The following is a 19865-nucleotide window of genomic DNA, read 5'->3' as shown; positions in this document are numbered from 1 at the left end:
GATTTTTGAGATGAGTGAGGCTGAAGCCCGCCCAACTAACTTTATTCGTCAGATCATTGACGAAGATTTGGCGAGCGGTAAGCACAGCAGCGTGCATACCCGTTTTCCGCCGGAGCCCAATGGCTATCTGCATATTGGTCATGCGAAATCGATCTGTCTGAATTTTGGCATCGCCCAGGATTATCAGGGGCAATGCAACCTGCGTTTCGACGATACCAATCCGGTTAAAGAGGATATGGAATTCGTTGAATCCATCAAGCGTGACGTTCAGTGGCTGGGTTTTGAGTGGAGCGGTGAGGTCTGTTACTCATCAAACTATTTCGATCAGCTCTACAACTATGCCATCGAGCTGATTTCCAAAGGACTGGCCTACGTTGATGAACTGAGTCCGGATGAGATTCGTGAATATCGCGGCACCCTGAAAGAGCCGGGTAAAAACAGCCCTTATCGCGATCGCAGCGTGGAAGAGAATCTGGCGCTGTTTGAGAAGATGCGAAACGGTGAGTTTGCCGAAGGCACCGCCTGTCTGCGCGCCAAAATCGACATGGCCTCTAATTTCATCGTGATGCGCGATCCGGTGCTTTACCGCATCAAGTTCGCGGAACACCACCAGACCGGCAATAAGTGGTGCATCTACCCGATGTATGACTTTACCCACTGCATCTCCGATGCGCTGGAAGGCATTACGCACTCGCTCTGTACGCTGGAGTTTCAGGACAACCGCCGTCTCTATGACTGGGTGCTGGACAACATCACAATTCCGGTTCATCCGCGTCAGTATGAATTCTCGCGCCTGAATCTGGAGTATGCGGTGATGTCGAAACGTAAACTCACTCAGCTGGTGACCGAGAAGCACGTAGAAGGGTGGGACGATCCGCGCATGCTGACCGTTTCAGGTCTGCGTCGTCGTGGTTACACCGCCGCTTCTATCCGTGAGTTCTGCCGTCGTATTGGCGTGACTAAGCAAGATAACATCGTGGAGATGGCTTCGCTGGAGTCCTGTATCCGTGATGATCTTAACGAGAATGCGCCCCGCGCCATGGCGGTTTTAGATCCGCTTAAAGTGGTGATCGAAAACCTGCCAGCAGGCCATAGCGAAATCGTCACCATGCCAAATCATCCGGGTAAACCGGAGATGGGCACGCGTGAAGTGCCGTTCTGCCGCGAGATCTGGATCGATCGCGCGGATTTCCGTGAAGAGGCGAACAAACAATATAAGCGTCTGGTGCTGGGCAAAGAAGTCCGCCTGCGTAACGCCTATGTGATTCGTGCTGAGCGGGTCGCCAAAGATGAAGCGGGCAACATTACCTGCATCTACTGCACCAGCGATGTTGATACGCTGAGCAAAGATCCAGCCGATGGCCGCAAAGTCAAAGGCGTGATTCACTGGGTTTCTGCGGATCACGCGCAGCCAGCTGAGTTCCGTCTGTATGATCGTCTGTTCAGTGTGCCAAACCCGGCTGCTGCAGAGGATTTCCTGGCGGTCATTAATCCTGAGTCACTGACCATCAAAAACGGCTTTGTTGAACCCAGCCTGCGCGATGTGGAACCGACAACACCGTTTCAGTTTGAACGTGAAGGTTATTTCTGCGCCGACAGCGTTTACTCGAAACCGACGCAACTGGTGTTTAACCGCACCGTCGGTCTTCGTGATACCTGGACCAAAACGGGCGAATAAATTTTTTGGGGCTGACCTCATAAAATGACAAAAGGGCGATTTATCGCCCTTTTTTATTGCCCCGATTTTTACCATCGCCGACGTTTATTCTGCACTAACCACAACCGGTTCAATACCGCCTTGTGGGAGTAATCTGAGTTTAAAAAAATTAATCAATTTCAGGATGTGAATTGTCAGCTTTCAGGTAGGCTATCCGCTCTCAGAGGTTGCAAAGCGGGTTACAGAAGGAAAAAAAATGACAGTTCTCGCCCAGGAAGCCAAACACAGTGTCGTCGTTTTACATCAGCTCATTGAACGTATTTTTAATCAGCCAGCCGGATCTGACGACAGTTTCCAGCTGCTGATGTCCTATTTTCATCCTGAATTTCGCATGGTGACCCCACAGGGCAAAGAGTACAATCTGAACGAGGTCGAGGATCTTTTCCAGCAGTTACAAGGGCAGCGGGAAGGGATGCGCATTGCCACCTGTGAACATGTCATTCTCTCTCATCATGAAAAAGAGATCGTCGTACAGTATCGCGAAATGCAGATGATGAACGGCAATAACCAGAGCCGCATTTCGCTGGCCATTCTGGATTGCAGCAGCTCCATTCCACGCTGGCGCTATCTGCAGGAGACGCTGGTCGCGTGAGGTGAGGGCAGAAAACAGACGAAAAAAAACCGGTGAATTCACCGGTTTTTTTATTTCAGGCCGCGCCAGCGTTACTGGTCGTGCAGCGTTTCGTCTTCACGGCAATCGCCCAGCGTACAGTGTCCATAGAGATAGAGGCTGTGGTTGGTCAGCTTGATGCCATGGCGGGTCGCGATTTCACGCTGACGCGTTTCAATCGATTCGTCGCTGAACTCGATAACCTTGCCGCAATCCAGGCAGATCAGGTGATCGTGGTGATGCTGCTGCGTCAGTTCGAAGACAGACTTGCCGCCTTCAAAGTTGTGACGAGTCACAATACCGGCATCATCAAACTGGTTCAGAACACGGTAAACGGTCGCCAGGCCAATCTCTTCGCCAATGTCGATCAGGCGTTTATACAAATCTTCCGCACTGACGTGATGGCACTCAGGTTCCTGAAGCACTTCCAGAATTTTCAGTCTGGGCAGCGTTACTTTCAGGCCAGCCTTCTTTAATGCGGTGTTGTTGTCAGTCATGCGGATTTTGTCCTGTTACTAATATTCACTTTTGTGGCTTATCGCCTTGAATGTCGATCTGTGCTCATTCTCATTTGCGTCTCATTATAGAACTGAAGCGATGAAATGAAAACCAGAGGGCGTGTCTGAATCATCATGGGCTATTGGGGATTCGTCACCGGGCCGGGGAAGATTCTGACAGAGGTCTGTTAGCACATCACTTAGTCTTGCCGCCTGAGAAAATAAGCGGAAGATCGATGCGGGTATTCTACAGATTAAACGGAGAAAGTTAAAAAAATGTGGCTATTATTTCTATAGGCATTTTCATTGCCTCAATGTGAGCTGGCGCTCACATTGAGGCGGGCAGGATCAGGCTTCGATGATCTCTTTCAGCTGCAGTTCATCAAAAATCTGCTTAACCCACTGGTCAACACGCTGGCTGGTCAGCTCAGGCTGGCGATCTTCGTCAATGGCCAGACCCAGGAAGTGGGTATCATCGGCCAGGCCTTTCGAAGCTTCGAAGTGATAGCCTTCAGTTGGCCAGTGTCCGACAATCACGGCACCGTGCGGTTCGATAATGTCGCGAATCGTGCCCATGGCATCACAGAAATACTCTGCGTAATCTTCCTGGTCGCCACAGCCAAACAGCGCAACCAGCTTGCCGTTAAAATCGATCTCTTCCAGCGTCGGGAAAAAGTCATCCCAGTCGCACTGCGCTTCGCCGTAGTACCAGGTCGGAATACCCAGCAGCAGGATATCAAACGCTTCCAGATCTTCTTTTGTGCTTTTTGCGATGTCATGGACTTCTGCAACATCTGTACCCAGCTGTTTCTGGATCATTTTTGCAATGTTTTCGGTATTGCCGGTATCGCTGCCGAAGAAGATGCCTACGAGTGCCATGAGTAAAATAACCTCTTAAATCCTGATGATGAGATGTGTGCCGCAGCACATTTCAGCGAATAATAGCAGACGAGAGAAAACCGGTGAACGGTTAAAGCCCCGACATTTGCCTCTGCGTGCGATTTGCCCGCATTAATCCAGTTTGAGCTGTGCCAGTAGCATCTGTTCAATCAGTTCGCTACGGCTGAGATTGCGCTGTTCTGCCAGCGTATTGAGTGCATCGACGGCGTCACTGTTCATTTTCAGTTCGACACGACGAAGCCCGCGTCCTTTGTCACGTTTCAGTTGATTGCGCTTGTTAATGCGCAGCTGTTCATCACGCGAAAGCGGACTGGTTTTGGGTCGACCAGGGCGGCGCTCATCAGCAAAGAGATCGAGCGTCGTGCGGTCAGTCTGTTCTTTTGCCATGGCTTAGTAAAACTGAATGGGGGCGGGCGCCAGACACTCACCGCGCAAATTATAAATTATTGGCCATTGCCGCAGCAAAACTGACCCGCGGCAAAATTTTAGCGCGCCATCATACTTCACGCTTACGCCGGACGCCAATCCTAAACCTTTGCCGCCATCTATTTGCTTTTAAAGCGCAAAAAAGCGACGGACACTGCGCAAAACGGCATCGGGTTTCTCTGCATGAACCCAGTGTCCTGCGCCACCGATCACATGCGCCTGAGCGGCCGGGAACTGCTGCAGCAACGCATCGCGATAGCTGTTATCCAGATAGCTGGAGTCGCCGCCGCGAATAAACAGCGCCGGGTGATTCCAGGCGGGAACCGGCTGCCAGCCAGATATTGTGGTGTAGTTATCCCACAGCACCGGAACGTTGAAGCGCCACTCCCCCTCCTGGAAGGATTTCAGCAGGAACTGGATCACCCCTTCTTCCTCGATCAGCGTTCGCATGACCTTCGCCGCCTCGCTGCGGGATGAGACGCCCGCATCGGTGACGGCACGAATGGCGGCAAATATCTGGTCATGACGGCGCGTCTGGTAATCCACCGGGGCGATATCGATCATCACCAGGCGCTCAATGCGTTCCGGCACCAGCGCGCTCATGGTCATGGCGATTTTACCGCCCATCGAGTGTCCGATCACCGCGACGCGATCAATGCCATGTGCATCCAGTGTTTCGACCATATCCTGCGCCATTACAGCGTAGTTCATCTCGTCAGATCGTGGTGAAAGTCCGTGGTTGCGGACATCTACCTGCAGCAACGGACCGGCATCTTTCAGCCCGCGCGCCAGCACGCCAAGGTTATCGAGACTGCCAAACAGACCGTGAATAAGCAGGATGGGCAGAGAATCAGCAGGGGATTGTTCAGTTTGCAGACGGGCGTTCAAAATCATAGCAAAGTTCTTAAGTTTGAGACCTGAGCTTAGGTTATCATGGTTTCACCTTTTCAGGCGCGCCGGTTCCGGCGGCATTAGGACATATTCTGACTTTTGCCCGTAAACCGTTTGATTGCTAACAACCCGCCTGACTTTAACTTTATAATCCTGATGTTAGAACCCACACACCCTTTGAATTGCCTGACTATACTCAGAGCTTTTCAGGAAACAGGTGGTTCTGTCATGAGAAAGAACCGTACGGAATAAGATGAAAACGATCGAAGTTGACGAAGAGCTCTACCGTTATATTGCCAGCCACACGCAACACATTGGTGAAAGCGCATCCGACATTCTGCGTCGTATGCTGAAGTTCACGGCCGGTCAGACTGCACCCGCTTCGCCTGCACAGCCAGCCTCAAAAGATGCAGCGAAAGAGTCCCAGCCTGCGTCTGTGGGTTCGCGCCCGCAGGATCGTGTCCGCGCGGTGCGCGAGCTGCTGCTTTCCGATGAATATGCGGAGCAGAAGCGGGCGGTGAATCGCTTTATGCTTATCTTGTCAACGCTCTATCGTCTTGATACCGCAGCCTTTGCTGAAGCTACTGCATCTCTGCAGGGCCGCACCCGCGTCTATTTTGCAGGTGATGAGCATACGCTGTTGCAGAATGGCACCCATACTAAGCCGAAGCATGTGCCCGGCACGCCGTACTGGGTGATCACCAACACCAATACTGGTCGTAAATGCAGCATGATCGAACACATCATGCTCTCGATGCAGTTCCCTGCGGAACTGACCGAGAAAGTTTGCGGCACCATTTAAAACTTAAGCGTCAGGGAGCAGCGCCAATGGCCAATCACCCACGTGCCGGGCAACCCGCCCAGCAGAGCGATTTGATTAACGTTGCACAATTAACGTCACAATATTATGTCCTGCAGCCCGATGTGGCGAACCCGGAACATGCGGTGAAATTTGGCACTTCCGGCCATCGCGGCAGTGCAGGGCGTCAAAGCTTCAACGAGATGCACATTCTGGCGATCGCTCAGGCGATTGCCGAAGAGCGTAAAAAGAATGGTATCACCGGGCCTTGCTACGTCGGTAAAGACACCCATGCGCTGTCTGAACCCGCCATCCTGTCTGTTCTGGAAGTGCTGACGGCGAACGGCGTTGATGTGATTGTGCAGCAGGATAATGGCTATACGCCGACCCCTGCGATCTCGAATGCGATTCTTGAGCACAACAAAGCGGGTGGCGCGCTGGCTGACGGCATCGTGATTACGCCGTCGCATAACCCACCAGAAGATGGCGGCATCAAGTACAACCCACCTAACGGCGGACCTGCTGATACTAACGTTACCAAAGTGGTGGAAGATCGTGCCAATCAGCTGATCAAAGATGGCCTGAAAGAGGTGAAACGTCTGCCGCTGGAGCAGGCGATGGCCAGCGGTCATGTGGTCGAGAAAGATCTGATCCAGCCTTATGTTGAAGGTCTGGCAGAGATTATCGACTTCCAGGCGATTCAGAAAGCGGGCCTGAAGCTGGGTGTGGATCCACTGGGTGGTTCCGGTATTGCTTACTGGCAGCGTATTGCTGAGCACTACAAGCTGGATCTGACGCTGGTGAATGACGCGGTCGATCAGACCTTCCGCTTTATGCATCTGGATAAAGATGGCGTGGTCCGCATGGACTGCTCGTCTGAAAGCGCAATGGCAGGCCTGCTGGCTTACCGTGACAAGTTCGATCTGGCGTTCGGCAACGATCCCGATTATGACCGTCACGGCATTGTGACCCCAGCGGGTCTGATGAATCCAAACCACTATCTGGCGGTGGCGATCAACTATCTGTTCCAGCACCGCCCACAGTGGGGTCAGGATGTTGCCGTGGGTAAAACCCTGGTCTCCAGCGCCATGATTGACCGTGTGGTCAACGACATTGGTCGCAAGCTGGTGGAAGTGCCGGTTGGTTTCAAATGGTTTGTTGATGGTCTGTATGACGGCAGCCTCGGTTTCGGTGGCGAAGAGAGCGCAGGCGCTTCATTCCTGCGTTTCGACGGTACGCCGTGGTCTACGGACAAAGATGGCATCATCATGTGTCTGCTGGCCGCTGAAATTACTGCAGTGACCGGTAAAAACCCGCAGCAGCACTATGACGAACTGGCAACGCGCTTTGGCGCACCAAGCTACAACCGTCTGCAGGCATCAGCCACCTCAGCGCAGAAAGCCGCGCTGTCGAAGCTGTCACCGGAGATGGTCAGCGCTGATACCCTGGCGGGTGATCCTATCACCGCTCGTCTGACTGCCGCGCCAGGTAATGGTGCATCTATCGGCGGTCTGAAAGTGATGACGGAGAATGGCTGGTTTGCTGCCCGTCCTTCAGGCACCGAAGACGCTTACAAAATCTACTGTGAAAGCTTCCTGGGCGCTGAACACCGCGCGCAGATTGAGAAAGAAGCCGTTGAGATTGTCAGCGAAGTGCTGAAAAACGCCTGATTAGTCGGGCAGATGAAAGATACGCTCGGTACCATTAAGGTTGCTGGTAAAGTCCAACCCGGCTAGCTGTTGGATCGTGCCAGCACAGGAAACAGGATCAGATCGGAAAGACGCAAAAGATGTCATCCATGACAGCTCGGCCCGCGCCATCCATGGCGCGGGACGCTTTCCTCCTCTGACCCTGTTCCCTGCGCCTCGGGGTTTATCCGTTGCGGTCAGTATTTGCTCAGATTTGAGTTTGTTTGCAGTCATGAAAGGCGCCTCTGGCGCCTTTTTTTATGGCATAAAGCGATAGCCGATCCCGGTTTCCGTCAGCAGATGAGCCGGTTGTGTCGGATTGGCTTCCAGCTTCTGGCGCAGATGTCCCATATAGATGCGCAGATAGTGGCTGTGCTCAACCGCATTGGGTCCCCAGACCTGGCTCAGCAACTGCCGCTGCGTCAGCACCTTGCCGGCATTGTTAAGCAGAATACTCAACAGACGAAATTCAATCGGGGTAAGGTGAATCTCGCTGCTGCCGCGCTGTACCCGTCGTGCGGCGAAATCGACGCTGACGTCGGCGAACGTCACCCTGGCATCCGGCTGCTGGCCACTATGACGACGCAGCGCAACCCGGACGCGCGCCAGCAGTTCGCCAATGCCAAAGGGTTTAGTCAGATAGTCATCTGCCCCCGCATCCAGTGCGGCGATCTTATCCTGCTCATCGCTGCGCGCTGACAGCACAATCACCGGTATGGCGCTCCACTGGCGCAGGTCACGAATGAAATCGGTGCCATCTCCATCCGGCAGACCCAGATCCAGGATCACTAAGTCCGGCTTGCGGGTCGCCGCTTCAATCAGTCCGCGTTGCAGTGTATCGGCATCAAACACCTTAAGGGCTTCATTTTCCAGCGCCAGCCGGACAAAGCGCCGGATCTCTTTTTCATCTTCAACGATCAAAACCGTGGTCACGCAATACCTGCCTTGAGTGGGGACCGAAGCGCTACTTTATCAACATTTTATGCTGGCGTCCGCGACCATAATCTGTCGGCCCTTTCAACGCTAACGCAACCAGGCGGTAACCTTTTTGTAACTTAATTACAGGTTAATTCTTAAACAGCAAAAATAGCGGCAAATAAGTGGTCAGATGAGTAGTAAAATTACACAACCTGGCGTAAAGTTGAACACAGATCACATTCACACTATTTCACTTACCGGGAGGAGAAACCATGTATCGGGCTTATCCACGTTATAAAATTATTGCGCGACGTACGCTGGTGGTTCTTCTCGGCGTACTGGCGCTTCCTGTTATGCTGTTTCGACAGGATCGGGCACGTTTCTACAGCTATCTGCACCGCGTCTGGTGTAAGACCAGCGCCAAGCCGGTCTGGCTGGCGCAGGCTGAAGCGGGTGGTGGCGCGTTCTGGTGATTTCCCCTGCCGCAAAACAGGCCTGGTCAACTGACCGGGCTTTTTTTTGCGTTTTTTCTGAGAATAAGCGATCCGGAATCCCGTTTTAACCCTTTATTCCTGACCATTTTACGCTACACTTAAACCTCTACAAGATTTCGGAGGTTGTACAAGTATGAGCAACAAAATCCCCGTTGGAATCAGTGCATGCCTGCTCGGCGACCGCGTCAGATTTGATGGTGGGCATAAGCGTCTTACTTTTGCGACCGACGATCTCACCCCATTTGTCCGTTTTGAGCCCATCTGCCCTGAGATGGCGATTGGTCTGCCAACGCCGCGCCCGGCATTGCGTCTGGTGAAGCAGGGCGATGATGAGCTGCATCTCTGCTTCAGCAAAGATGGCGGAGAAGAGGTTACGACGCAGATGCGTGACTGGTCTGCTGAGCGGGTAAAATCGCTGCATCACCTCTGTGGCTATATCCTCTGCGCCAAATCACCCAGTTGTGGCATGGAGCGGGTGCGGGTCTATGAGCCCGATAACAACAATAACCGCAAAGCAGGCACCGGTATTTTTACTGAATTCCTGCAGCGCGAGATGCCCTGGCTGCCGCTGGAAGAAGATGGTCGTCTGCACGATCCCGCCCTGCGTGAGAACTTTATCGGTCGTGTCTGCGCGCTGCATGAATTTAATCAGATGTGGGAAAGCGGTCTGACCCGGCATGGACTGATCGCCTTCCACAGCCGTTACAAGCTGATGATGCTGGCGCATTCGCAGGAGAAATACCGCGAGCTGGGACCCTTTGTCGCCTCCATGAGCCAGTGGGAGTCGCTGGACGCCTTTGCCTTTGAATACCGCAATCGCATGATGGAACTGATGTCACGTCCCGCCTCACGTCGCAATCACACCAATGTGCTGATGCATGTGCAGGGCTACTTCCGCACGCATCTGAGTTCACCGCAGCGCCAGGAGCTGGCAACGCTGATTGACCGCTATCGTCAGGGCACACAACCGCTGCTGGTGCCGATTACCATTCTCAAACACTACATGGCGGAGTACCCGCACCCGTGGCTGGCCCAGCAACGCTATTTCGATCCCTATCCCGAAGCCTTGTGCTTACGCTACGGACAGTAATACAGGAGGAGTATGACCACCCATCTGGTCTGGCTGCGTAACGATTTACGCGTCAATGACAATCTGGCGCTGCACGCCGCCTGCCGCGACAGCGATGCAAAAGTGATTGCGCTCTACCTTGCCACGCCAGCACAGTGGCAGCAGCATGACATGTCACCGAAGCAGGCGGCGTTTATCCACGCCAGTCTGTTGCAGGTGCAGCGTGCGCTGGCGGAGCGGGGCATTGAACTGCACTACCAGGCGTGTCACGCCTTCAGCGACAGTATTGATGCGCTGCTGCAGTTCTGCGCTAAGCAGCAGGTCGATCAGCTCTTCTACAATTACCAGTATGAAGTTAATGAACGCCAGCGCGATGCGGAGGCTGAAAAGCGTCTCGACGACGCGGGCGTGATTTGCCAGGGCTTTGATGACAGCCTGTTGCTGCCGCCCGGCAGTGTGCAGAGCGGCGATCGCTCGATGTATAAGGTGTTTACCCCGTTCAGCAAAGCCTTTGTCCGCCGCTTGCAGCAGGGGCTGCCTGAGTGCGTGCCTGCGCCGAAAGCGCGCGAAGGCGCACCGCTGAAAGCTACCCCGATTCCCGCCTTTGACTATCCAACCGAAGCCTTTAATCAGGATCTGTTTCCGCCAGGCGAAGCGGCGGCATTGAAGCGGTTGCGCCATTTCGCCACGCAACCGGTTATCGACTATCCCGCTAAGCGCGACCTTCCGGCGCTGGACGCCACCAGCCGTCTGTCGGTTTATCTGGCGACCGGCGTACTGTCGCCACGTCAGTGCCTGCATCGCGTGCTGCATGAACATCCCGATGCGCTGGACAACAGCCGCGCGTTCACCTGGCTGAACGAGCTGATCTGGCGTGAATTCTACCGTCATCTGCTGGTTGCCTGGCCGGCGCTGTGCCGACACAAGCCGTTTATCGACTGGACGCGAAACGTTGAATGGCAGCGTAACGACGCACATTTCGACGCGTGGAAAGCGGGTAAAACCGGCTATCCGATTGTCGATGCCGCAATGCGTCAGATGAAGGCGCTGGGCTGGATGCACAACCGCTTACGGATGATCACCGCCAGTTTCCTGGTCAAAGATCTGCTGATCGACTGGCGTGAAGGTGAACGCTATTTCATGCAGCAGCTGATTGATGGTGACCTGGCTGCGAACAACGGCGGCTGGCAGTGGGCGGCCTCGACCGGCACGGATGCGGCGCCCTATTTCCGCATCTTTAACCCGACCACGCAGGGCGAGCGCTTCGATGAGAAGGGGGATTTTATCCGTCACTATCTGCCTGAACTGGCCGGGGTCCCTGACAGTGATATTCACCAGCCCCATGTCTGGGCGGAGAAGCATCATAAGAAACTCGATTATCCGGCACCAATCGTGGATCATAAGGTGGCACGTAAAAAGACATTAGACGCCTTTGAGCGCGCCAAGAGCGCAGCCTGAGGCCTCGAAGGAGCCTGAATGAACCATTACGAATTAGAGACGCTGATCAATCAGCAACTCGATAGCCACAGTTTCAGCGATTACGCCCCCAACGGTTTGCAGGTTGAGGGACGCAGCGAGATCAAAACGATTATCACCGGCGTCACTGCCTGTCAGGCGCTGCTGGATGAGGCGGTGGCGCGTCAGGCCGATGCGATTATTGTCCATCATGGCTATTTCTGGAAAAGTGAACCGGCCGCGATTAAAGGTATGAAGCGCCGTCGTCTGCGGACCCTGCTGGCCAACGATATCAATCTCTATGGCTGGCACCTGCCGCTCGACGCGCATCCTGAATTAGGCAACAACGCCCAGCTGGCGAAACTGCTGGATATCGAAGTGCGCGGCGAAGTGATGCCGCTGGTGTTCTGGGGTGAGCTGGCTGAGCCCCTGTCCGGCGAGCAGCTGGCCCGCCGAATTGGTGAGCGGCTGGGACGTGAACCGCTGCATTGTGGTGACAACGCGCCAGCGCTGATCCGTCGCATTGCCTGGTGCAGCGGGGGCGGGCAGGGCTTTATCGACCAGGCGGCGGCGGCGGGCGTCGATGCCTTTATCACCGGTGAAGTCTCTGAACAGACTATTCACAGCGCGCGTGAGCAGGGGCTGCATTTCTTTGCCGCAGGCCATCACGCCACCGAGCGCGGCGGCGTAAAAGCGCTGGGCGACTGGCTGGCGCAACACCACGATCTTGATGTGACCTTCATCGATATCCCCAATCCTGCCTGACACTCTCCCTTGTCCTGCGCGCCTGCGCAGGACCTAAATCTGTTGACACATCCCTGTCACTTTCGCATAACTGTTTGCTTTACGTAGATAAGCAATGGGCTGCACCGGGCATCCGGTCAGGTCGGCCAGGCGCGATCTCAACTGAGCGGGAGGTAGCTGTTGCAACGAGCACGGTGTTATTTATTGGGTGAACGCGCTGTCGTGCTGGAGCTGGAACCGCCGATCTCACTGGAGAGCCAGCAACGAATCTGGGGACTGAATCAGCGACTGCACGACTATGCCAGCGTGCTGGAGGTGATCCCCGGCATGAACAACATCACCCTGATCCTGCGTGATCCCCAGCAGAGCGCGCTGGACGCAATAGAGCGGCTTCAGCGCTGGTGGGAAGAGAGTGAAGCGCAGTTGCAGGAGTCGCGTCAGGTGGAGATCCCGGTGATCTATGGCGGCGAGTCTGGCCCCGATCTGACGGTGGTGGCGGAACACGCCGCGCTGACGCCCCGTCAGGTGGTTGAGCTGCACAGCAGCAGTGACTATGTGGTCTTTTTTATCGGCTTTCAGCCCGGTTTTCCCTATCTGGGCGGACTGGATCCGCGCCTGCACATCCCGCGGCGTGCTGAGCCCAGGGTTGCAGTGCCCGCCGGCTCGGTAGGCATCGGCGGCAGCCAGACCGGCGTCTATCCGCTGGCTTCGCCCGGCGGCTGGCAGCTGATTGGCCAGACGCGCACCGCGCTGTTTGATCCCCTGCAGCAACCGCCCACGCTGCTCCGTCCCGGTGACAGGGTTCGCTTTGTGCCGCAACAGGAGGGCGTATGTTAAACATTCTGCGAGCCGGCCTGGCCGCCACTATTCAGGATGCGGGCCGTTACGGCTGGCGTCAGTATGGCATCAGCCCTGGCGGTGTGCTGGATCATCCCGCGATGTTCACTGCCAATGTGCTGGTGGGCAATGACCCCGACAGCGCGGTGCTGGAGATGGTGCTCGGCCAGTTCAAAGCGGAGTTTACCCGCGATGGCTGGTTTGCGCTGACCGGCGCAGGCTGCCATGCGGAGCTTGACGGCCAGCCGGTCTGGACGGGCTGGCGCACGCCGGTGAAACGGGGGCAGCTCCTGTCACTGGCGATGCCGCAGCGCGGTATGCGCAGCTATCTGGCAGTGCAGGGCGGTTTTGATATCCCCGCGATGCTCGGCTCTGCCAGCACCGATCTAAAAGCAAAATTTGGCGGATTTCAGGGGCGAGCCTTGCAGGATGGCGATCAGCTCCCGCTGGGTAAACCGACCCGCACGTTTGACCGTAAAGTCGGGGTGCGGCAACTGCTGTGGGGCAACCGCATCCGCGCACTACCTGGCCCGGAGTATCACGAGTTCAGCCGCGAAGCGCAGCAGGCGTTCTGGCGCACCGCATGGAAACTCAGCCCGCAAAGTAACCGGATGGGATACCGGCTTGAGGGACGCAAGCTTGAGCGCGAGAGCCCGCGCGAGCTGCTGTCACACGGCGTGATGCCAGGTGTGATTCAGGTGCCGCCGAACGGACAGCCTATCGTGCTGATGGCGGATGCCCAGACCACCGGCGGCTATCCGCGCATCGCCTCGGTTATCGAAGCCGATCTCTATCACCTGGCACAAATCCGGCTGGGTGAGCCGATTCATTTTATTCACTGCACCCTGCCGGAAGCGATGCTGGCACGTCAGCATCAGCAACGCGCACTGGACCAGATGAAGTGGGGACTCAATGAAAATTGATTTAAACGCCGACCTGGGCGAGGGCTGCGCCAGCGATCAGGCGCTGCTGCAACTGGTGAGTTCCGCCAACATCGCCTGTGGCTTTCACGCAGGTGATGCGCAGACCATGCTGCAGTCGGTGCGCTGGGCACAGGCATCCGGCGTCGCGATTGGTGCACATCCCGCTTTTCCCGATCGGGAGAACTTTGGCCGCAGCGCCATGCAGCTGCCGCCGGAAACGGTCTACGCCCAGATGATCTACCAGATTGGTGCGCTGAAAAGTCTGGCGGAAAGCGAAGGTGCGCGGCTGCTTCATGTTAAACCGCATGGCATGCTCTACAACCAGGCTGCGGCCGATCCGGTGCTGGCGGACGCCATTGCCCGCGCCATCAGGGCGGTCGACAGCCAGCTGATTGTGGTGGGACTGGCTAACAGCGAATCGATTCGTGCGGCGGCGCACTACGGCTTACGCACGCGGGAAGAGGTGTTCGCCGACCGTGGCTATCTCAGTAGCGGTGCGCTGGTGCCGCGCAGCGAGCCGGGCGCGCTGATTGAAGATGAACAGCAGGCTATCAGTCAGACGCTGACGATGGTGCAGCAGGGCAAAGTAAAAAGTATCACCGGAGAATGGGTTGCGGTGAATGCACAGACCGTCTGCTTACATGGCGACGGCGCGCACGCCCTGCAATTTGCACAGCGGTTGCGTGATGCGTTTGCCGATCAGCAGATTCGTGTCACCAGCAACTGAATAACCACACTTAGCCCGGCGTATGCCGGGTTTTTCAACTCTGAGGGAAATCCATGGATAGTGCAGTAAATCTCTGGCCATTACTGGGCATCGCCGCCATCGTCGTCGGCTTCCTGTTACGGTTCAATCCGGTGCTGGTGGTGATTGTCGCCGGGTTTGTGACCGGTCTGGCCGCGATGATGCCGCTGGCGGACATTCTGGAAAAGCTCGGGGCGGGTTTTCTTAACACCCGCAACCTGCCGCTGATCCTGCTGCTGCCGCTGGCGGTCATTGGCCTGCTGGAGCGTCACGGACTGAAAGAGCGGGCGCAGGCGTGGATTGCACAGATCAAAACGGCAACCGCCGGACGGCTGCTGATCGTCTACCTGTTTGTGCGCGAAATCACCGCCGCGCTGGGGTTAACCAGTCTCGGCGGACATCCGCAGATGGTGCGTCCGTTGCTGGCACCGATGGCGGAAGGAGCAACTGAAAGCCGCTATGGCGAGATCTCACCTGAGCTGCGCCATCGGCTGCGCGCGATGTCAGCGGCGACCGATAATGTCGGCCTCTTCTTTGGTGAGGATATCTTCGTGGCGTTTGGCGCAATTATCTTTATGCATAACTTTATGCAGGAGTCCGCCGGGATTCAGACCGAACCGCTGCACATCGCCTTATGGGGCATTCCGACTGCCGTCGCCGCGTTCCTGATCCACTCGGCACGTCTGGTACGGCTGGATCGGCAACTGGCGCGAGAGCTGCAGCAGCTGAACCGTCAGGCGCTGAAAGCCAAAGGAGGTGAGTAATGTTCCAGCAACAATATCTGATGTGGCTGGCGGGCATTATCCTGCTGGTAGTGGCGGTGCTTTCCTGGCGTGACAGCGCGAATCCACGTCGCTTTACCACCGGACTGTTCTGGGCTTTGTATGGCCTGGTTTTTCTGGTCGGTGACTGGACGACGCAACTGATGAGCGCCTGGATGGGTTCAGATGCGGCGGGCACCCGTATGCTGCACATCGGCATCGGTGTCATTGTGGTGGTGATGGCGCTGATTGCCGGGTTTGGCGGTGTCAGGCTGGGTCGCTATCATCAGCGCAGCGATGAAGAGAAACAGGCCAGTGCGCTGCGTCTGCGCAATAAACTGTTTCTGCCTGCACTGTCGATTCCGGTCGTGACCGTGGTCGGTGTGCTGGCGTTTAACCATATTCCCGGTTTGCAGGATGCGGTGTTCGGCCCCGGTAACCACGCTACGCTGGTGACGCTGTTTTCAATGATGGTCGGCTGTGTGATTGGCTGGCTGGTGGCGTTAAAACTGACCCACGAGAAACCGGTGCAGTCGATGCAGGAGACCCGTCGCCTGCTGGATTCGATTGGCTGGGCTTTTATCCTGCCGCAGATCCTCGCCACCCTGGGACTGCTGTTTACCAGCGCGGGCGTGGGCAGCGCCATTTCGCATCTGACAGAAACCTGGCTGGCGGTAGATAATCGCTTTGTCGCGGTCACCGTCTATGCCGTCGGGATGGCGCTGTTAACCATGATCATGGGTAATGCTTTTGCGGCGTTTCCGATAATCACCGCAGGCGTCGGCATCCCGATTCTGGTGTTGCAGCACGGCGGAAACCCGGCAGTGATGGCGGCAATTGGTATGTTCTCCGGCTACTGCGGTACGCTGATGACGCCGATGGCGGCCAACTTCAATATCGTCCCGGCAGCGCTGCTGGAACTGCCCGATCGTAACGCGGTGATCAAGGCTCAGATTCCGACCGGTGTGCTACTGTTAATCGTTAATATTTTCCTGCTCTATTTCCTGATGTTCCTGTGAGGTTGCATGAAAACTGTCCTGATGACCGCCTTTGAACCTTTTGGCGGTGAAACGATTAACCCTTCATGGGAAGCGGTGCGCGCACTGGAAGGTAAACAGATTAGCGGGGCGACGATAGTGATCCGCCAGTTGCCGGTGGTATTCAGCGACGTACTCAGGGTGTTGAATCAGGCGCTGGAAGAGGTGAAACCGGATGCGATTCTGTCGGTGGGGCAGGCGGGCGGCCGTAGCGACATTACCGTTGAACGTATTGGTATTAATGTCGATGACGCCCGTATCCCGGACAACGCCGGTCATCAGCCGGTGGATGAGCCCGTTGTAGCAGGTGGCCCGGCAGCCTATTTTTCCCGTCTGCCCATCAAAGCGATTGTGGCGGCGGTGCGTGAAGCGGGGATCCCCGCTTCAGTGTCGCAAACGGCGGGCACCTTTACCTGTAACCGCGTAATGTACGGCCTGCTGCACTGGCTTGAGCAGCATGACAGTCCGGTGCGGGGAGGCTTTATCCATATTCCTTATCTGCCTGAACAGGCGGCGCAGCATCCGGGCGCACCGAGCATGGCGCTGGCGTCCATTATTCAGGCGCTGGAAATTGCGGTAAAGGTCACGCTGGAGACCGGCGAGGATATCAGACAGGCTGGCGGCGCTACCCATTAAGAGGATGAACGATGCCTGAAGGACCGGAAATTCGCCGCGTGGCGGATAAACTTGAAGACGCCATTGTGGGTCAGCCGTTAACGGAAGCGTGGTTCGCGTTTCCTCAGCTCAAAACCTATGAACCGGCATTGATTGGTGAGCAGGTTAATGCGATTGAGACGCGGGGTAAAGCGCTGCTGACTCATTTCAGCAATGGCCTGACGCTCTACAGCCATAACCAGCTTTATGGTGTCTGGCGCATTGTAAAACCTGACACCGAACTGAATTCCACCCGTCAGTTGCGGGTGCGACTGGCGACGGCGGGCAAAGCGATTCTGCTCTACAGCGCCTCTGATATTGAGCTGCTTAATGCGGATACGCTGGCGGCACATCCGTTTCTTAATCGTATCGGACCGGATGTGCTGAACAGCGCGCTGACAGTGGAAGAGGTGAAAGAGCGGCTGCTGTCACCCCGTTTCCGGCGGCGGCAGTTCAGTGGTCTGTTGCTGGATCAGGCTTTTCTGGCCGGGCTGGGAAACTACCTGCGTGCCGAAATTCTCTGGCTGGCACAGTTGCTGCCAAATCATCGGGCGCAGGATCTCAGTAACGATCAGCTGACTGCTTTCAGCGAAGCGCTGCTTTCAGTGCCGCGCCATGCCTATCGGATGCGTGGAACCATGAAGAAATATCATGAGGAAGCGGCGTTTCAGTTTGAGGTGTTTCATCGACAGGGCAAAAAATGCCGGCGCTGCGGCACTGTGATTGAGAAGGGCACGCTCTCATCACGGCCTTTTTACTGGTGTCCGGGTTGTCAGAGATAGGGGCGACCGCATTGGCGAACAAAACAGGAAAAGGTTCTTACTGCAAACAGCTGACAAACTCGAATCCGGGTGAGTCCAGCCGCTACGAAGAAGTCTGACGCGCAGGGAATACGGTCAGAGGAGGAAAGCGTCCCGCGCCATGGACAAAAACGCCGGGAGCGTTTTTGAACAATGCAACGCGTTGGCCCGGCAACGGGCGCACCTCAGGGATGAGGTGCGTAATCGCGCGGGCCGAGCGGCCATGGATGGTTTAAGCGACTTTCCGATCTGACCGTGTTCTCTGCGCAGGCGCGGTATCACAGCCAACCGCCCCCGGCTTTAAAGCAACATCAGGCGGAGATCCCTCTCCGCTATCCACTGAGCCTTACTTTTTCAGCTGTGAGCTGAATTCGCGCTCGGTATAACCGGTGTAGAGCTGACGTGGACGGGCAATCTTCATGCCTTCGTCGTGCATCTCTTTCCAGTGTGCAATCCAGCCAACGGTACGGGCCATCGCGAAGATCACCGTAAACATGGAGGATGGAATACCCATCGCTTTCAGGATAATACCGGAGTAGAAGTCCACGTTTGGATAGAGTTTACGCTCGATGAAGTACGGGTCGTTCAGCGCAATGTGTTCCAGCTCCATCGCCACTTCCAGCAGGTCATCCTTCATACCCAGCTCATTCAGGACTTCATGGCAGGTATCGCGCATCACGGTCGCGCGTGGATCGTAGTTTTTGTAAACGCGGTGACCAAAGCCCATCAGACGGAAGGAGTCATTTTTGTCTTTGGCGCGTTTAACAAATTCCGGAATATGCTCAACGGTGCTGATCTCTTCCAGCATACGCAGGGTCGCTTCGTTGGCACCACCGTGCGCCGGTCCCCACAGGGAGGCGATCCCGGCGGCGATACAGGCAAACGGATTCGCGCCGCTTGAACCAGCGGTACGAACGGTAGAGGTTGAGGCGTTCTGCTCATGGTCAGCATGCAGGATCAGGATGCGGTCCATGGCGCGTTCCAGCACCGGATTCACTTTGTACTCTTCGCACGGCGTGGCAAACATCATGTGCAGGAAGTTACCCGCATAGGAGAGATCGTTGCGCGGATAGACAAACGGCTGGCCGATAGAATATTTGTAACACATCGCTGCCATGGTCGGCATTTTAGAAAGCAAACGGAACGCTGCGATTTCGCGGTGGCGCTCAATGTTTACATCCAGCGAATCGTGGTAAAACGCAGCCAGTGCACCAGTGACACCGCACATTACCGCCATCGGATGCGAATCGCGACGGAAGCCGTGGAACAGGCGGGTAATCTGCTCATGAATCATGGTGTGGCGGGTAACCGTGGTACGGAACTCATCAAACTGTTTCTGGTTTGGTGCTTCGCCGTTCAGCAGGATGTAGCAGACTTCCAGATAGTTAGAGTGGGTCGCCAGCTCAGAAATAGGGAAACCACGGTGCAGCAGGATACCTTCATCCCCATCGATAAAGGTGATTGCAGATTCGCAGGACGCGGTAGACGTAAAACCGGGATCGAAGGTGAACAGGCCACTTGAACCCAGAGTGCGGACATCAACGACATCCTGGCCCAGCGTACCTTTCAGCACGTCCAGTTCAATAGATGTTCCATCTTGCAGGGTTAGCGTTACTTTTTTATCTGTCATTTTCGTCTCCATAGCGCCTTATGTAGGTAAGGATCTTTAGACACCTGAAACGCGTTCATGTTGCGGTTGGCAAAACTACACAGTATCACTCTGCGGGGGTAAAACGGGTGCAGGGTACAGAGTGAGCGGCGCGTTCCCAGCGGGAACCGGTGAGCCATGGACATGCTGCATATCGCGGTTGTTAAAGATCCGGTCAGGACATAACTTCTTGGTAACCAATAACCTGATGCTTTTTAATGCTCATTATCGCAATGTTACATAACTTGCGCT

Annotated in this window: 21 protein-coding genes; 15 read left to right on the top strand and 6 right to left on the bottom strand. The window is 55.6% G+C overall.

The window, feature by feature from the left end:
• The first annotated feature begins 10 nt into the window (after nt 1-10).
• Together glnS and ACVKSX_RS07530 are read left to right on the top strand one after the other, a co-directional pair.
• Nucleotides 11-1678, top strand: coding sequence for a glutamine--tRNA ligase (glnS, locus tag ACVKSX_RS07535; protein WP_191924563.1), 1668 nt, complete (start codon nt 11-13; stop codon nt 1676-1678).
• A gap of 235 nt (nt 1679-1913) precedes the next feature.
• Entirely contained in the window at nt 1914-2309 is a 396-nt protein-coding gene (locus ACVKSX_RS07530) for a hypothetical protein (RefSeq protein WP_354438513.1), read from the top strand.
• 71 nt (nt 2310-2380) lie between these two features.
• Here the strand turns inward: ACVKSX_RS07530 and fur are convergent, their stop codons facing one another.
• The 4 genes from fur to ybfF all read right to left on the bottom strand — a co-directional run bounded on the left by fur (nt 2381) and on the right by ybfF (nt 5044).
• Entirely contained in the window at nt 2381-2824 is a 444-nt protein-coding gene (gene fur / locus ACVKSX_RS07525) for a ferric iron uptake transcriptional regulator (protein ID WP_009091454.1), read from the bottom strand.
• Nucleotides 2825-3172: 348 nt separating this feature from the next.
• Nucleotides 3173-3703: a flavodoxin FldA gene (fldA, locus tag ACVKSX_RS07520; protein WP_010260687.1), complete on the bottom strand. Its 531-nt coding sequence runs from the start codon at nt 3701-3703 to the stop codon at nt 3173-3175.
• A gap of 132 nt (nt 3704-3835) precedes the next feature.
• The gene (gene ybfE / locus ACVKSX_RS07515) at nt 3836-4111 is read right to left on the bottom strand and encodes a LexA regulated protein (RefSeq protein ID WP_010260688.1); all 276 of its coding nucleotides are present in this window, start codon (nt 4109-4111) and stop codon (nt 3836-3838) included.
• Between the two features lie 168 nt (nt 4112-4279).
• Nucleotides 4280-5044, bottom strand: coding sequence for an esterase (gene ybfF / locus ACVKSX_RS07510; protein ID WP_050680189.1), 765 nt, complete (start codon nt 5042-5044; stop codon nt 4280-4282).
• A gap of 250 nt (nt 5045-5294) precedes the next feature.
• On the opposite strand from ybfF, the gene seqA reads away from it, so the two are divergent.
• Both seqA and pgm read left to right on the top strand, forming a co-directional pair.
• Nucleotides 5295-5843 (top strand): replication initiation negative regulator SeqA, encoded by a 549-nt coding sequence (seqA, locus tag ACVKSX_RS07505; protein ID WP_010260690.1) that lies wholly within the window; start codon nt 5295-5297, stop codon nt 5841-5843.
• 26 nt (nt 5844-5869) lie between these two features.
• Nucleotides 5870-7510, top strand: a complete 1641-nt coding sequence (pgm, locus tag ACVKSX_RS07500; RefSeq protein WP_258992525.1) for a phosphoglucomutase (alpha-D-glucose-1,6-bisphosphate-dependent) — start codon at nt 5870-5872, stop codon at nt 7508-7510.
• Between the two features lie 276 nt (nt 7511-7786).
• Here the strand turns inward: pgm and kdpE are convergent, their stop codons facing one another.
• On the bottom strand, nt 7787-8461 hold the full coding sequence (gene kdpE / locus ACVKSX_RS07495) for a two-component system response regulator KdpE (RefSeq protein ID WP_010260694.1): 675 nt from the start codon (nt 8459-8461) through the stop codon (nt 7787-7789).
• 257 nt (nt 8462-8718) lie between these two features.
• Between kdpE and ACVKSX_RS07490 the strand changes: the two genes are divergently transcribed.
• The 11 genes from ACVKSX_RS07490 (at nt 8719) to nei (ending at nt 17947) form a co-directional block, all read left to right on the top strand.
• Nucleotides 8719-8919 (top strand): DUF2517 family protein, encoded by a 201-nt coding sequence (locus tag ACVKSX_RS07490; RefSeq protein ID WP_010671290.1) that lies wholly within the window; start codon nt 8719-8721, stop codon nt 8917-8919.
• A 154-nt stretch (nt 8920-9073) separates the two neighbouring features.
• Nucleotides 9074-10030 carry a YbgA family protein gene (locus ACVKSX_RS07485; protein WP_354438512.1) on the top strand — a complete coding sequence of 319 codons (957 nt, stop codon included), beginning with the start codon at nt 9074-9076 and terminating at the stop codon, nt 10028-10030.
• 12 nt (nt 10031-10042) lie between these two features.
• Nucleotides 10043-11467 (top strand): deoxyribodipyrimidine photo-lyase, encoded by a 1425-nt coding sequence (gene phrB, locus ACVKSX_RS07480; protein WP_187494328.1) that lies wholly within the window; start codon nt 10043-10045, stop codon nt 11465-11467.
• Nucleotides 11468-11485: 18 nt separating this feature from the next.
• Nucleotides 11486-12229, top strand: coding sequence for a type 2 GTP cyclohydrolase I (locus tag ACVKSX_RS07475; protein WP_010260703.1), 744 nt, complete (start codon nt 11486-11488; stop codon nt 12227-12229).
• Nucleotides 12230-12388: 159 nt separating this feature from the next.
• On the top strand, nt 12389-13045 hold the full coding sequence (gene pxpB, locus ACVKSX_RS07470) for a 5-oxoprolinase subunit PxpB (RefSeq protein ID WP_354438511.1): 657 nt from the start codon (nt 12389-12391) through the stop codon (nt 13043-13045).
• Entirely contained in the window at nt 13039-13968 is a 930-nt protein-coding gene (gene pxpC / locus ACVKSX_RS07465; protein WP_010671294.1) for a 5-oxoprolinase subunit PxpC, read from the top strand. Before pxpB ends, pxpC begins: the two co-directional genes overlap by 7 nt.
• A complete protein-coding gene (gene pxpA / locus ACVKSX_RS07460) occupies nt 13958-14695 on the top strand; it encodes a 5-oxoprolinase subunit PxpA (protein ID WP_010260713.1) in 738 nt (245 codons plus the stop codon). Before pxpC ends, pxpA begins: the two co-directional genes overlap by 11 nt.
• A gap of 53 nt (nt 14696-14748) precedes the next feature.
• Entirely contained in the window at nt 14749-15477 is a 729-nt protein-coding gene (locus ACVKSX_RS07455; RefSeq protein ID WP_010671295.1) for a DUF969 domain-containing protein, read from the top strand.
• Entirely contained in the window at nt 15477-16493 is a 1017-nt protein-coding gene (locus ACVKSX_RS07450) for a DUF979 domain-containing protein (protein ID WP_031592206.1), read from the top strand. Before ACVKSX_RS07455 ends, ACVKSX_RS07450 begins: the two co-directional genes overlap by 1 nt.
• Before the next feature lie 6 nt (nt 16494-16499).
• Entirely contained in the window at nt 16500-17147 is a 648-nt protein-coding gene (pcp, locus tag ACVKSX_RS07445) for a pyroglutamyl-peptidase I (RefSeq protein WP_010671296.1), read from the top strand.
• An 11-nt stretch (nt 17148-17158) separates the two neighbouring features.
• Nucleotides 17159-17947, top strand: coding sequence for an endonuclease VIII (gene nei / locus ACVKSX_RS07440; RefSeq protein ID WP_010671297.1), 789 nt, complete (start codon nt 17159-17161; stop codon nt 17945-17947).
• A gap of 364 nt (nt 17948-18311) precedes the next feature.
• Here the strand turns inward: nei and ACVKSX_RS07435 are convergent, their stop codons facing one another.
• Entirely contained in the window at nt 18312-19595 is a 1284-nt protein-coding gene (locus ACVKSX_RS07435; RefSeq protein WP_010260725.1) for a citrate synthase, read from the bottom strand.
• Nucleotides 19596-19865: the final 270 nt, after the last annotated feature.

Source organism: Pantoea sp. PvP021 (assembly GCF_054056055.1).
The sequence above is the reverse complement of the archived record's forward strand: the minus strand, read 5'-3'. Positions and strand labels throughout refer to the sequence as shown.

Bases quoted from the DNA above. Each gene is read 5' to 3' on its own strand.
- ACVKSX_RS07485 (WP_354438512.1), top strand. From the start codon at position 9,074: ATGAGCAACAAAATCCCCGTTGGAATCAGTGCATGCCTGCTCGGCGAC.
- seqA (WP_010260690.1), top strand. From the start codon at position 5,295: ATGAAAACGATCGAAGTTGACGAAGAGCTCTACCGTTATATTGCCAGC.
- fldA (WP_010260687.1), bottom strand. From the start codon at position 3,703: ATGGCACTCGTAGGCATCTTCTTCGGCAGCGATACCGGCAATACCGAA.
- ybfF (WP_050680189.1), bottom strand. From the start codon at position 5,044: ATGATTTTGAACGCCCGTCTGCAAACTGAACAATCCCCTGCTGATTCT.
- nei (WP_010671297.1), top strand. From the start codon at position 17,159: ATGCCTGAAGGACCGGAAATTCGCCGCGTGGCGGATAAACTTGAAGAC.
- ACVKSX_RS07450 (WP_031592206.1), top strand. From the start codon at position 15,477: ATGTTCCAGCAACAATATCTGATGTGGCTGGCGGGCATTATCCTGCTG.
- ACVKSX_RS07530 (WP_354438513.1), top strand. From the start codon at position 1,914: ATGACAGTTCTCGCCCAGGAAGCCAAACACAGTGTCGTCGTTTTACAT.
- pgm (WP_258992525.1), top strand. From the start codon at position 5,870: ATGGCCAATCACCCACGTGCCGGGCAACCCGCCCAGCAGAGCGATTTG.
- ACVKSX_RS07435 (WP_010260725.1), bottom strand. From the start codon at position 19,595: ATGACAGATAAAAAAGTAACGCTAACCCTGCAAGATGGAACATCTATT.
- phrB (WP_187494328.1), top strand. From the start codon at position 10,043: ATGACCACCCATCTGGTCTGGCTGCGTAACGATTTACGCGTCAATGAC.
- ACVKSX_RS07475 (WP_010260703.1), top strand. From the start codon at position 11,486: ATGAACCATTACGAATTAGAGACGCTGATCAATCAGCAACTCGATAGC.
- ybfE (WP_010260688.1), bottom strand. From the start codon at position 4,111: ATGGCAAAAGAACAGACTGACCGCACGACGCTCGATCTCTTTGCTGAT.
- pcp (WP_010671296.1), top strand. From the start codon at position 16,500: ATGAAAACTGTCCTGATGACCGCCTTTGAACCTTTTGGCGGTGAAACG.
- pxpC (WP_010671294.1), top strand. From the start codon at position 13,039: ATGTTAAACATTCTGCGAGCCGGCCTGGCCGCCACTATTCAGGATGCG.
- ACVKSX_RS07490 (WP_010671290.1), top strand. From the start codon at position 8,719: ATGTATCGGGCTTATCCACGTTATAAAATTATTGCGCGACGTACGCTG.
- fur (WP_009091454.1), bottom strand. From the start codon at position 2,824: ATGACTGACAACAACACCGCATTAAAGAAGGCTGGCCTGAAAGTAACG.
- pxpA (WP_010260713.1), top strand. From the start codon at position 13,958: ATGAAAATTGATTTAAACGCCGACCTGGGCGAGGGCTGCGCCAGCGAT.
- ACVKSX_RS07455 (WP_010671295.1), top strand. From the start codon at position 14,749: ATGGATAGTGCAGTAAATCTCTGGCCATTACTGGGCATCGCCGCCATC.
- glnS (WP_191924563.1), top strand. From the start codon at position 11: ATGAGTGAGGCTGAAGCCCGCCCAACTAACTTTATTCGTCAGATCATT.